Source organism: Nitratifractor sp. (assembly GCF_015487065.1).
Taxonomy (GTDB): domain Bacteria; phylum Campylobacterota; class Campylobacteria; order Campylobacterales; family Sulfurovaceae; genus Nitratifractor.
The window spans coordinates 1-11,766 of sequence record NZ_WFQN01000132.1 but is presented as its reverse complement, the minus strand read 5'-3'; the positions used below and the strand labels follow the sequence as shown (position 1 = coordinate 11,766).

At 53.0% G+C, this 11,766-nt stretch carries 11 protein-coding genes; 8 read left to right on the top strand and 3 right to left on the bottom strand.

Features of this window, described 5'->3' with window-relative positions; all coding sequences use genetic code 11:
• From F8I07_RS07120 to F8I07_RS07100, 5 genes are all read left to right on the top strand, one after another.
• The coding region (locus F8I07_RS07120; RefSeq protein WP_292657652.1) for a chromosomal replication initiator protein DnaA at positions 1–721 on the top strand (721 nt) is incomplete at its 5' end.
• Between the two features lie 156 nt (positions 722–877).
• Positions 878–1,945 carry a DNA polymerase III subunit beta gene (gene dnaN / locus F8I07_RS07115; RefSeq protein ID WP_292657650.1) on the top strand — a complete coding sequence of 356 codons (1,068 nt, stop codon included), beginning with the start codon at positions 878–880 and terminating at the stop codon, positions 1,943–1,945.
• A 15-nt stretch (positions 1,946–1,960) separates the two neighbouring features.
• Positions 1,961–3,592 (top strand): CTP synthase, encoded by a 1,632-nt coding sequence (locus F8I07_RS07110; RefSeq protein WP_292657648.1) that lies wholly within the window; start codon positions 1,961–1,963, stop codon positions 3,590–3,592.
• A complete protein-coding gene (gene recJ / locus F8I07_RS07105) occupies positions 3,592–5,184 on the top strand; it encodes a single-stranded-DNA-specific exonuclease RecJ (RefSeq protein WP_292657645.1) in 1,593 nt (530 codons plus the stop codon). Before F8I07_RS07110 ends, recJ begins: the two co-directional genes overlap by 1 nt.
• A gap of 116 nt (positions 5,185–5,300) precedes the next feature.
• A complete protein-coding gene (locus F8I07_RS07100) occupies positions 5,301–5,912 on the top strand; it encodes a rhodanese-like domain-containing protein (protein ID WP_292657642.1) in 612 nt (203 codons plus the stop codon).
• A gap of 298 nt (positions 5,913–6,210) precedes the next feature.
• Here the strand turns inward: F8I07_RS07100 and F8I07_RS07095 are convergent, their stop codons facing one another.
• From F8I07_RS07095 to folE, 3 genes are all read right to left on the bottom strand, one after another.
• Positions 6,211–7,173 (bottom strand): NifU family protein, encoded by a 963-nt coding sequence (locus F8I07_RS07095; RefSeq protein ID WP_292657639.1) that lies wholly within the window; start codon positions 7,171–7,173, stop codon positions 6,211–6,213.
• A complete protein-coding gene (locus F8I07_RS07090; protein WP_292657638.1) occupies positions 7,170–8,351 on the bottom strand; it encodes a cysteine desulfurase family protein in 1,182 nt (393 codons plus the stop codon). Before F8I07_RS07090 ends, F8I07_RS07095 begins: the two co-directional genes overlap by 4 nt.
• Before the next feature lie 117 nt (positions 8,352–8,468).
• The gene (gene folE / locus F8I07_RS07085; protein ID WP_292657584.1) at positions 8,469–9,053 is read right to left on the bottom strand and encodes a GTP cyclohydrolase I FolE; all 585 of its coding nucleotides are present in this window, start codon (positions 9,051–9,053) and stop codon (positions 8,469–8,471) included.
• Positions 9,054–9,205: 152 nt separating this feature from the next.
• On the opposite strand from folE, the gene F8I07_RS07080 reads away from it, so the two are divergent.
• The 3 genes from F8I07_RS07080 to F8I07_RS07070 all read left to right on the top strand — a co-directional run.
• Positions 9,206–10,081 (top strand): hypothetical protein, encoded by an 876-nt coding sequence (locus F8I07_RS07080; protein ID WP_292657581.1) that lies wholly within the window; start codon positions 9,206–9,208, stop codon positions 10,079–10,081.
• Positions 10,082–10,166: 85 nt separating this feature from the next.
• Entirely contained in the window at positions 10,167–11,468 is a 1,302-nt protein-coding gene (gene tig, locus F8I07_RS07075) for a trigger factor (protein ID WP_292657579.1), read from the top strand.
• A gap of 74 nt (positions 11,469–11,542) precedes the next feature.
• The coding region (locus F8I07_RS07070; protein WP_292657575.1) for an ATP-dependent Clp protease proteolytic subunit at positions 11,543–11,766 on the top strand (224 nt) is incomplete at its 3' end.

Sequence of the window (11,766 nt, the reverse complement as noted above, 5' to 3'; positions counted from 1 at the left end):
CGACGATATCCAGTTTCTCAGTCGCAAAGAGAAGACCCAGGACGAACTCTTCCACACCTTCAACGAACTCCACAACGCCGGCAAACAGATCGTCATGACCTCCGACCGACCTCCCAAAAAGATCGCTTTCCTCGAAGACCGGCTCCGCACCCGCTTCGAATGGGGGCTTCAGGCAGACATCCAGCCTCCTGAGCTGGAGACCAAAATCGCCATTATCCAGAAAAAATGCGAACTCGACGGTATCCACCTGGATCGGGAGATCATCCACTATATCGCCACCCATATGGGTGACAACATCCGGGAGATCGAAGGGACCCTCATCCGACTCAATGCCATGAGCACCATGCTCAATCAACCCATTACCCTGGAGTTTGCCCGTAACGCCATCAAAGACCAGCTCAAAGAGAAGCAGGAGAACATCACCATCGACGACATCGTCCGCATTGTTTCCAAAGAGCTCAACGTCAAACCCTCCGACATCAAGTCAAAAAAGCGCAACAAAAATGTGGTCAACGCCCGACGCATCGTCATCTACCTGGCAAGAAACCTCACGCCCAACTCCATGCCCCAGATCGCCCTCTACTTCGGAATGAAAGACCACTCCGCGGTCAGCCACGCCCTACGCAAAATCAACGAAATCGCCGAGAACGACGAAAACTTCAAGGTTCTTCTCGATGAACTCTCCAACAAGGTCGGCACCCTCACAAAGAAAATTGAATAAAAAAAAGATATAATTTTCTACGTGAAAAAAGCGGGAAAAGTCCCAAAAAAACGTGAAGTTCAAATTGTCCTAAAAATGGGGGAGGAGGAGAGTTTTTCACCTTTTCATCCCCTACGACTACTACGACGAACTCTAAATACTTAACAAGGGGAGAGTATGAAAATCAGGGCTCAAAAGCAGGTCATCGAATCGATTCTCATCAACCTTCAACCCTTCCTCGAGAAGAAAGATGCCAGCCAGATCACATCCCATATCTATTTTGAAACGGGAGAAGATGACTGCATCGTTCGCGCCACAGATAACGAGATCGGTCTGCAAATCGTCACCCGGGAATTTGAGATCGATCACCCCGGCTCTTTTACCGCCAACGGAAAAAAACTGCTGGATATCATCCGAATCCTCCGGGATGATGAGATAGTTCTGGAGCTGTTTGACAATGCCATCATGATCAAACAGCAGCACTCCAAATTCAAACTGCCTGTTTTCGATGCCGAAGCCTTTCCCGCTTTCCCCACTGTCGATGACAAACCCAAAATCTCTCTCGACTCGATGAACCTGATTCGAAATCTCAAAAAGATCACCCCCGCCATCGATACCAACAATCCCAAATACGAACTCAACGGCGCTTTGATCAATATCAAAAGCGATACCACCGACCTGGTCGGAACCGATACCCGGCGTCTGGCGGTTGCCACCATTCCCAACAATTCCGAGCAGGAGCTGGCCCTGATCCTTCCCAAAAAAGCGATTTTGGAGATTCAGAAGCTCTTTCTCGACAAGATCGAGATCCATTACGATGAGACCACCCTGATCATCACCAACGATGACTACTTCTTCTTTACCCGTCTGATCAACGGTAAATTTCCCGATTATGAACGAATCATTCCCAAAACCCTGAAATACCAGATCGAACTTCCCAAAAAAGAGATGCTTGAAGCGATTCGCATGGTCACCACCATCGCCAACGATATCAAGATCACTTTCCTTAGCGACGCGGTTCTCTTCAATGCGCTCTCTGATGACAATGTAGAGGCCAAAACCGAAATCGAACTGGAGACCGGAATCAACGATCGTTTCGAGATCTCTCTGAACAGTCGCTATCTTCTGGATTTTCTGGCTCAGGTCGATCATGATCGTTTCACCATCGGTTTGAACGATTCGACCCTTCCCTTCCTGGTTCGAGACGAAAACTTTATCACTATCATCATGCCGATTATTGCCTAAACAAGGATCATTTCGATGTCCCAACAAATGACTAAATACATCTTCATTACCGGCGGCGTGCTCAGCTCTCTGGGCAAAGGGATCACCGCTGCCAGTATCGGAACCCTGCTCAAAGCCTCCGGGCTGAGAGTCGGTGTTTTGAAACTTGACCCCTATATCAATGTCGACCCCGGTACCATGTCTCCCTTGGAACATGGAGAGGTCTTTGTCACCAAAGACGGAGCCGAAACCGATCTGGACCTGGGGCACTACGAACGTTTTCTCGATACCTCGTTGACCCGGGCCAACAACTTCACTACCGGACAAATTTACGTCTCCGTCATCGAAAAAGAGCGCAAAGGGGAGTACCTGGGCAAAACCATCCAGGTTGTTCCCCATATCGTTAACGAGATCAAAGATGGGATTCTTCGAGCGGGCGAGGGCAAAGACATCCTGATCGTTGAACTGGGAGGTACGACCGGGGATATCGAAGGACTCCCCTTCCTCGAAACCTTCCGTCAGATGAAACACGAACTGGGTCGCAGTCAGGTGATGAATATTCACGTTACCCTCCTACCCTATATCAAAGCAGCCGGAGAGCTCAAGACCAAACCAACCCAGCATTCGGTGCAGGAGTTGCGGCGTATCGGTATCGCTCCGCATATGCTGATTCTACGAGCGGAGCAACCGGTTCCCTCCGATCTGAAGAAAAAGATTGCCTACAGTTGCGACGTGGATCTCGACAGTGTCATCGATGCTATCGATGCTCCGACCATCTATCAGGTTCCTATCAATTTCCTGGCCCAGGATATCCTGACACCGATCTCCCAACAACTGAATCTGGGAGAACTGAATCCGAAAATGGATGAGTGGAACTCTCTGGTGAGTCGTATCATCTCCCCCTCTGATGAGGTGAAGATCGCTTTTGTCGGGAAGTATCTGGATCTCAAAGAGTCCTATAAATCTTTGACGGAGGCTTTGATTCACGCCGGAGCCCATCTGGATCGTCGGGTGCGCATCGAATGGGTCGACAGTGAAAAGATCGAAGAGGAGGGAGCCCAGAAGTTTCTGGAAAATGCTGACGGCATACTCGTCGCCGGAGGTTTCGGCCAGCGGGGGGTCGAGGGTAAGATCGAGGCGATCCGCTACGCTCGGGAGGAGAAGATTCCTTTCCTGGGGATCTGTCTTGGGATGCAGCTGAGTATGATCGAATTTGCCCGGAATGTCCTGAAGATGGAAGATGCCAACTCCATGGAGTTTGATGAAAACACCCGCCATCCGGTGGTCTATCTCATCGACGAGTTTATCGATGCCAGCGGGACCCGCCAGGTGAGGACCACCACCTCTCCTCTGGGAGGAACCATGCGCCTGGGCGAATACCGCTGTGACGTCAAGCCCGGCTCCAATCTGGAACAAGCCTACGGCAGCGGTACCATCTATGAGCGGCATCGCCATCGTTACGAAGCCAATCCTCTCTATCGGGAGCAGCTGGAGGCGGCAGGGATGGAGGTGACCGGTGAATCCCAGGGACTGATCGAGGCAGTGGAGGTGAAAGATCACCCCTGGTTCCTGGGAGTCCAGTTCCATCCTGAGTTTACCTCTCGCCTGCAGCATCCCAATCCGGCGATCCTCTCTTTTGTCAACGCTGCCGTCAAACAGCGGAGCTGATGCGGCATACCTATCCCCGACTCGCTTCCCTCGAAGCGGTAGAAGCGCTTCTGAAAGAGCGTTTCGACGACACTTTTCTCAATCTCGGCGATCTGCCGGATCCTTCACAGTTCAAAGATATGGACCGGGCGGTTGACCGGATCATCCGGGCAATCCAAGAAAAAGAACGCATTGTTCTAGTGGGCGATTACGATGTAGACGGTGTGAGTGCCACGGCGATCATGAGCCGCTTTTTTGAGCAGATCGGTGTGATGCTGGAGTGGATCATCCCCAACCGTTTCCGCGACGGATACGGACTTTCGACAACCCTCTTTCCCAAAATCTCCCATGCCGATCTGGTGATCACAGTCGATAACGGTATCGCTGCGGTCGAAGCGGCCGAGCTCTGCCGTGAGGCAGGGATTGACCTGATCATCACCGACCATCATATCGTTCCGGAGACTCCTCCCACCGCCTATGCCATCGTCAATCAGAAACAACCGGAGTGCACTTTTCCCTATTCGGAGATCTGCGGGGCCCAGATCGCCTGGTATCTCTGTGCGGCATTGAATCGCCGTCTGGGAAGAAAGGTGAAAATGAAAGAGCTCCTGGAGCTGGCTGCTCCGGCGATCATTGCAGATATCATGCCGCTGCAGCATATCAATCGCGCAATGGTGCGACAGGGTTTGCAGATTTTGGAGCAGAGTCAAAGTCCCTTTATCGTCGCCTGGCGGGAGCGTACCGGTAAAACGACGCTCCGGGCCGAAGATATCGCTTTCGGACTGGCACCGCTGATCAACAGTGCTGGAAGGATGGAAGATGCCTCGGTTGCCTGCGACTATCTTTGCGCCGGAACTTTGCCGGAGGCCAGACGGTTGTTGGCGCGGCTTGAGGGCTTTAATGAGCGTCGGAAAGGGATGGAGGAGATGATCTTTCAGGAGGCGTTGGGAGGGAGCGATCCCGAGGCGCCGATTCTCCTGGCAGTGGGTGAAGCATGGCACGAAGGGGTTTTGGGAATCGTGGCGGCCCGGCTGGCCCGGCGATTTGAGCGTCCGGCCATCGTCCTGACCCGTACGGCAGAGGGGTACAAAGGGAGCGGCCGAAGTTTCGGCACGTGCCACCTTTTCGATCTGGTACAGACCCAGCGGGAGTTTCTGGAAAAATTCGGCGGCCATGCGGCGGCGATCGGTCTCTCCCTCAGGGCCGAGGCTTTGGAGTCTTTTGCTTCCGCTTTGACAGCAGAAGCGACTCGGCATTGCGTGTCGGAGGATTTTCGGGATCCGGAGATTCTGGGGGAGATCGATTTCGATTTGCTGAATTGGGAGCTCTATCGTTTGCTGGAGCGCTACGAACCCTACGGTGAAGGCAATCCCCGTCCCAAATTTATTACCCGGAATGTCCAGATCGAAGGGTTGCGTCAGCTTGGAAGTGACGGGCAGCATCTGAAGATGCTGCTCAGAGACGGAGCGTCTCTCCTGGAGGGAATTCAGTTCCGTTTTCCGGAGCTTCCGTCAGTAGGGGAAAACGTGGATCTGCTCTATACGCTCAATGAAAACCGTTTCAACGGGCGGAGTAGCCTCCAGCTTCTTATTGAGAAAGTTCAGAAGAGTTAGTTGAAGATTACCTGAGGCTTGTCTCAAATCTCTTCTACTAAAGTATTAAATTATTTAATAATCACTTAATATTTTATATGATACTATTCACTCCAACTAATTAAAAAGGAGTCACAATGACAAAAAAATTGATCTCGTTCCTGATGGTTCTCGGTTTTGTAGGCCTGATGGGAACCGGTGCCTATGCGGCGGAAGAACCGGCTAAAAAAGCGAAGCAGACCCCCCAGAAGCTCTATCTGACCCCCAAAGAGGCCTATAGCATGCTTCAGAAGGATCCTAAGCATATCCTTTTCGTCGATGTTCGGACTCCCGCGGAAGTTCTTTTCCTGGGACATCCTACTGGAATCGATAAAAACATTCCCTTTAAATATATCGATTACTCCAAATTCGTCACGACGAAAAAGGGAAAGAAAAAGTTTGCCAGCTGGAAAAACCCCAACTTGGTTGCTGAGTTTGACGAAGAGCTCAAGGCCAAAGGTTTGACTAAAAACGATCCTGTTATTGTGATCTGCCGCTCGGGTGACCGTTCCGGTATGACCGCGACCCAGCTTTACAAAGCCGGATACAAAAAGGCTTACACCATCGTGACCGGTTTCGAAGGGGATATGAGCAAGACCAAACCTCATCGTCGGAGTGTCAACGGTTGGAAAAATGACGGTCTGCCCTGGACCTATAAATCTCCTGCCTCTCTCTTCATCCCCAAGCCCACTCCTCCCGCAGGAAAATAAGGGCTCTGGACGATCCTTCGGGATCGCCGGATTTTCTTCCCTTCTATCTTTCTCTTCTTCATTTATTTTTTCGAAATCTTCCTTCGGGAACCCCCTACCGTTTAACAGAGTGAGTCCTTTGAGAAACCGATTGGATATTGTTGCGTCATCCTGTACTTGATCGGGATCCGGAGAGTCTCCCGAGGATTCCTGGCTCTGGATGCATGATCAGGTTTGAAACGATTGAATTTTCCAAGAGATTTTTTGGGGGGTCTACCCGCCAGGTTCGGCCGGGCATAATAGGGTTGTTGACGGAATATCAGAGGGGCAGGACGCGAATGTCGGGGTCGAGCTTCTGTTTGAGGATTCCCTCGATGGCGAAGAGGGTGCCGGTACTGGCGCTGGCACAGCCGCTGCAGGCTCCGAGATAGCGGATGTAGATATCGGTATGTTTGCCGTTTTCTTTGATATCGAGGATCTCCATATCGCCGCCGTCCATGACCAGCATAGCCCGGATGTGATCGTCAATGGTCTTTTCGATGGCAGCCCGTTTCCCCTCCAGACTCATCTCCTTGAAGGGTTTGTCTTCCAAAGAAATGCCCGAAGCCTTTTTCTCCTCCTCCATCGCTTTACGAATCTCTTTGAGCAGATCGACCAGATAGAGGCTGCGGTCCGCCATGCCCCGTCCCGGAGCGATGCAGCTCTTGCAGAAGGCGCCGGCCCGGGTGTAGTCGGTGATCGCTTCGATGCTGTTCAGATCAAAGTCCCGGATCGCTTTTTCGATCTGTTCACGGTTCACTCCGGCACATTCACAGACGATCTCTGAAGCCCCCGGTTCTTCGCCTTCGATTCGTTTTATGGTGGCGGTGATGGCCTCCAGGACGAAAAGGATCTCATACTGCTTCTCAGGAGGCAGTGCCGGATTGGAGGGGTGGTCTCTGAGGAAATACTCCAGGGATTTGTAATTGATTTTGGCGGCCTCTTCGAGGCTTTTGTTGCGGCAGAGCAGCGCCGCCATATCCGCCGCCGCCCTGAGTGCCGGTGACCCAAAGAGCTTGTAGCGGCAGGCGACGATGCGCTTTTGGGCGTCGAGAACCCAGTACCAGCGCAGCTGCATCCCTGTTTCGATACTGCCATAGCTGTGGGTATGCAGAGTGCCCTCCAGTTTAGCGGCATCTTCTGGTGTCAGTTCACCGTTGTTTTTGGGCTTTTCGGCCAGCATTTCGATTTTGAAGGGATAGGATTCCCAGTGGCTTTTGGCCAGAACGTCCTTTTTGCTCATGCCTGCTCCTTTGCATACTCATCCAGGGTTGAGAAACTCCGCAGATACTCCAAGGCCTTTTTGACTGCCTCGATGGTGTGGTCGATCTCCTCTTCGGTGGTGTTGCGGTTGAGGGCGAAGCCCACGGTGCTGTGACGAAGGACCGGATCGAGCTCCAGAATATCGGTTAGCGGTCGTTGACGCCACTCGCCGAAGGGGTGCACGGTGGTCGAATAGGCGGCGATGCCCTCCCGGTTGAGCTCGTAGAGCATCGCTTCGCTCTCGACCCCTCGGAAGGCAGCCAGAACGGTATTGGGGGTGCGTAGAGCCCAGGGGACCAGAATTTCCACTCCGGGCAAAGCCCGCAGCGCCTCTTCGAGCCTGTCCCGCAGATCCCGCATATCCTCCACTTCGAATCCCAGGGCATCGGAGGCGATCTCCATCGCTTTGCCCAGGCCGACAATGCCCGGTAGATTGAGCGGCCCGCCGCGCAAGGCTTCGGCCTTCATCCGTCCGCCGGGAATGAGGGGAAGCAGTTCGGTGCCCTCTTTGAGAAAGAGACCGCCGGTACCGACGGGAGCGTGGAGCGTCTCGGAGGAGAAGCTCAGATAGTCTGCTTCCAGCCGCTGCAGATCCACGGGGATCCGCCCCAGAGCCTGGGTAGCATCGGTGTGGAAGGGTACTTCATATCTGCGGCAGATGTTGGCGATCTCCTCGACCGGATTGATGGCACCGCTCTCAGCATCGACCATGGAGACGGAGACCAGGGCCGTGCGGGGAGTGATGTAGTCGGTGAGGGTCTCGGGATCGATGATACCGTCACGGTTGGCGGGCAGATAGTTGACCCGGCACCCCTGTTCCTCGAGGAAGCGGGCCAGTTCCAGGATGGGAAGCGGTTCCCGTTCCGAGACGATGATGTTGTTTTTGCGTCCGGTGAGGATGAAGCGGGTGTAAGTGCTCATAAAAAGCGTGCTGTGGGCTTCGGCGGCTCCGGAGGTGAAAACCAGTGTATCCTTGTCGGAGGCGTGAAGGCTGGCATAGCACTTCTCCACCGCTTCGTTGTAGGCTTTGCGGGTGGCGGCTCCGAAATCGTGCAGCGCGGGCAGATCGCCGTAGGGCTCATTGAAAAAGGGTTCCATCACCTCCCGTACCTGGGGATCGACGGGGGTGAGTCGGTTGTTGTCGAGATAGACCTTCATGGCAAGGCCTCCTAATGATGAGTTATTTTGTCAGGTTTGAGTGATTATAGCAGAAGAATCTTGGAAAATATCATTGCAGTATGATCACCGACATAGAAATATCGGCACTGTCGAGGGCTAGAAATTTGACGGGATGTTGGCGTTGATGAGATCGTAGAATTCGTTGCGGGTGCGAATATCTTTTTTAAAGAGTCCCCGTAGGGCCGAGGTGACGGTGGTGGAGTTGATCTTTTCGACGCCGCGCATCTCCATGCACATATGGCGGGCATGGATGACCACGGCCACTCCTTTGGGATGGATGGTCTCGCTGATGGCATCGGCGATCTGTTCGGTCAGCTGCTCCTGGATCTGGAGACGCCGGGCGAAAACATTCACAACCCTCGGGATCTTGGAGAGGCCCACCACCTTGCCGTCGGGGATGTAGGCGACATGGGCCCGGCCGATGATAGGGAGCATATGGTGTTCACAGAGGGAGTAAAACTCGATATCCCTGACGAGAACCATCTCGTCGTTGCTGCTGGTAAAAAGCGCCTTTTCCAGAATCGCTTTGGGGTCTTTATGATACCCCTCGGTCAGAAACTCCAGGGCTTTGGCGACCCGATGAGGAGTCTTGAGAAGCCCCTCGCGTTCGGGATCTTCTCCCAGATTTTCCAGGATGGATGTGACCGCTTCCTCGATTTTTTTCGTCTTGTTCTCTTTCATATTGAACGATTCCTCATTGGTTTGACTTTCAGCGTAATCATAGCGTTTTTGGGCTGTTTGGATAAAAGCTCATAGACAGGTTCCGTTTAAAATCTATTTATCATTAAGTTTTATAATTAATATGAAATACTCAATAAAAAAAGGAGTGGAGGATGGTAAAGAGTGGCGGCAGAGCACTCCGGATTATTCTTCTTTGCAGTATGATGCTGCAGGCACACTATTTTCGCATGATTTTTCCCTATCACGGTGCCGTCTTGAAAGAGGGGCAGAGCTATACGATTCGTTGGCAGACCGATTTACGGGGAATGACGTGTATTCGTCCGGTGATTGGGGGGCACCAGACGGCGACACTGGATGATTGCCACATTCCGTTGCAATCGGGAAGATGGGTGTGGAAAGTGCCGCCAAAATTCATTAGCGGATTCGGTCTAAATCGTGCCGACGATGTCGCCCTGGAGTTTGAAAACCCCCAAAGCGGTGAAGATTATTACAGTTCACCGACTTTTACCGTTCGCTCTTCAACACATCCTTCGCACTATTTTCGTCTGCTTTTTCCCTACCCCGGAGCGGTCTTGGAAGAGGGGAGAAGTTATCGCATCCGTTGGATCACCGATCGAAAAGGACCGATCTGTATCATCGCTCTGGTTGGAGGGCATGAGCGGGAGCCGAATATGCAAGAGTGTCGGATCCCCGCGGAGTCGGGTTCGTATGAGTGGTATCTCTTTCCGGGATTTGTCAGCGGTTTCGGCGTGAAACGCTCCGACGATGTCAGGCTGGCGTTTACGGATGCTCGGAATGGAGAGGATTTCTATCTATCCAAACCCTTTAGCGTGGTGGCGGTAAAAGATCATCATCCCAAACCCTATCCTATACGCTTTCCTCCCCAAGAGCGGCTGATCAAATCCCGCGACAAAGAGGCGCACCGTCTCCTTTCTCCCTGGGAGCGCTTTTGGCCTCGTCATGGAAACGACCCCGTTCTCAACGATCTGTGGCGGCTCATTGACGATCTGGGTGCCCGGGAGCGTTAGTTGCTTCGGGTGATGTCAGCATACTTCTATGGGCTTTTTGGTAAAATCTTTGCCATTTATCATGATATTACAAAGGACCAACCCCGTGGAAATCACAAACGAAAAAATCAACGATGCCAACCTCCTGATCAAAGGAGAATTTCCCAAAGAAACGATCGACGCCCAGGTGGAAAAACTGGCCAAAGAGGCCGGCAAGCAGCTGAAAGTCGACGGCTTTCGCAAAGGCAAAGTGCCCGCTCATATCGTCAAAAAGATGTACGGTGAGAAGCTGGAGCAGGATGCCGAAGGCGAGATCATCCGGGAGATGCTGAACAAAGCCTATGAAGAGGCCGGGATCAATCCCCAGGAGATCATCGGCGAGCCTATGTTCAAAAAATACGAAAAGGGCGAAGAGAAAGTCGAGGCGGAGATCCAGATCTGTCTGCGTCCCAAATTTGACGTGGAGGGGTACCAAAAAGCCGTGCCCGAGTATGAGCTTCCCGACGTGAGCGACGAAGAGGTCGAGGAGCGGATCAAAGCCCTGGCGGAGCAGGCGGCACCCCTGGTGAGCCTGGAGGAGGATCGGCCTCTGCAGGAGGGGGATACCGCAGTCTTCGACTTCACCGGCTATCTCGACGGCGAGCCTTTCGAGGGGGGTAGCGCCCAGGATTTCGAGCTGCAGATCGGTTCGGGTCAGTTCATCCCCGGCTTCGAGGAGCAGATGATCGGGATGAAAAAAGGGGAGACCAAGCGGATCAAAGTGACCTTCCCCGAAGATTATCAGGCGCCCAACCTGGCCGGCAAAGAGACCGAGTTTGAGATTACCCTCAAAGATATCAAGGTCAAGTCTGAGCCCAAAATCGACGACGAGCTGGCCAAAACCGTCACCAAGAAAGAGGAGGCGACGCTGGAGACCCTCAAAGAGCAGGTCACCGAGCAGATCCGTACCGAGAAGCTGAGCAAGCTCTACAACGAAGAGCTCAAGCCCAAGCTTCTGGAGGCGCTGGTAGAGGCTTACGAATTTGACCTGCCCGAGAACATCGTGGAGCAGGAGGTGGACAACCTGGCCAACCAGAAGGCCCAGAGCCTCTCCAAGGAGGAGCTCGAAGCGATTCAGGGTAACGCCGAGAAGATCGAGGAGCTCCGGGAATCGGTCCGCGACGATGCGGTCCGCAGCGTCAAAGCGACCTTCATCGTCGATGCCGTCGCCAAGGCCGAAGGGGTCGACGTGAGCGATCAGGAGGTCAGTCAGGCCCTCTACTACGAAGCCCTGATGGCGGGTCAGGATCCCGAAGCTCTGCTCAAGTACTATCAGAAGAACAACCTCTTCCCCGCGGTCAAAATGGGGATGATCGAAGATAAGCTCTTCACCCAGCTCCTGGATCTTGACAACGCCGGTAAGAAATAGTATTCTCCTCTCATTACGGCTTCCCTCAAAGGGGCCGCTTTCCCAAAACAACTCCTGAACAAAGGCAGTTTTCTATGAGTTATATCCCTTATGTGATCGAACAGACCGGACGCGGTGAGCGCAGCTACGATATCTATTCGCGCTTGCTCAAAGACCGGATCATCATGCTCAGCGGCGAGGTCAACGACGCCGTCGCCTCCTCCATCGTGGCCCAGCTCCTCTTTCTGGAGGCCCAGGATCCCGACAAGGATATCTATTTCTATATCAACTCCCCCGGCGGGGTCATCACCAGCGGTTT

Excerpts from the sequence above, each read along its gene's own strand:
- F8I07_RS07095 (WP_292657639.1), bottom strand. The coding sequence starts at position 7,173 with ATGAGCAAAAAGGACGTTCTGGCCAAAAGCCACTGGGAATCCTATCCC.
- folE (WP_292657584.1), bottom strand. The coding sequence starts at position 9,053 with ATGAAAGAGAACAAGACGAAAAAAATCGAGGAAGCGGTCACATCCATC.
- F8I07_RS07110 (WP_292657648.1), top strand. The coding sequence starts at position 1,961 with ATGTCCCAACAAATGACTAAATACATCTTCATTACCGGCGGCGTGCTC.
- F8I07_RS07090 (WP_292657638.1), bottom strand. The coding sequence starts at position 8,351 with ATGAAGGTCTATCTCGACAACAACCGACTCACCCCCGTCGATCCCCAG.
- recJ (WP_292657645.1), top strand. The coding sequence starts at position 3,592 with ATGCGGCATACCTATCCCCGACTCGCTTCCCTCGAAGCGGTAGAAGCG.
- F8I07_RS07080 (WP_292657581.1), top strand. The coding sequence starts at position 9,206 with ATGGTAAAGAGTGGCGGCAGAGCACTCCGGATTATTCTTCTTTGCAGT.
- F8I07_RS07100 (WP_292657642.1), top strand. The coding sequence starts at position 5,301 with ATGACAAAAAAATTGATCTCGTTCCTGATGGTTCTCGGTTTTGTAGGC.
- dnaN (WP_292657650.1), top strand. The coding sequence starts at position 878 with ATGAAAATCAGGGCTCAAAAGCAGGTCATCGAATCGATTCTCATCAAC.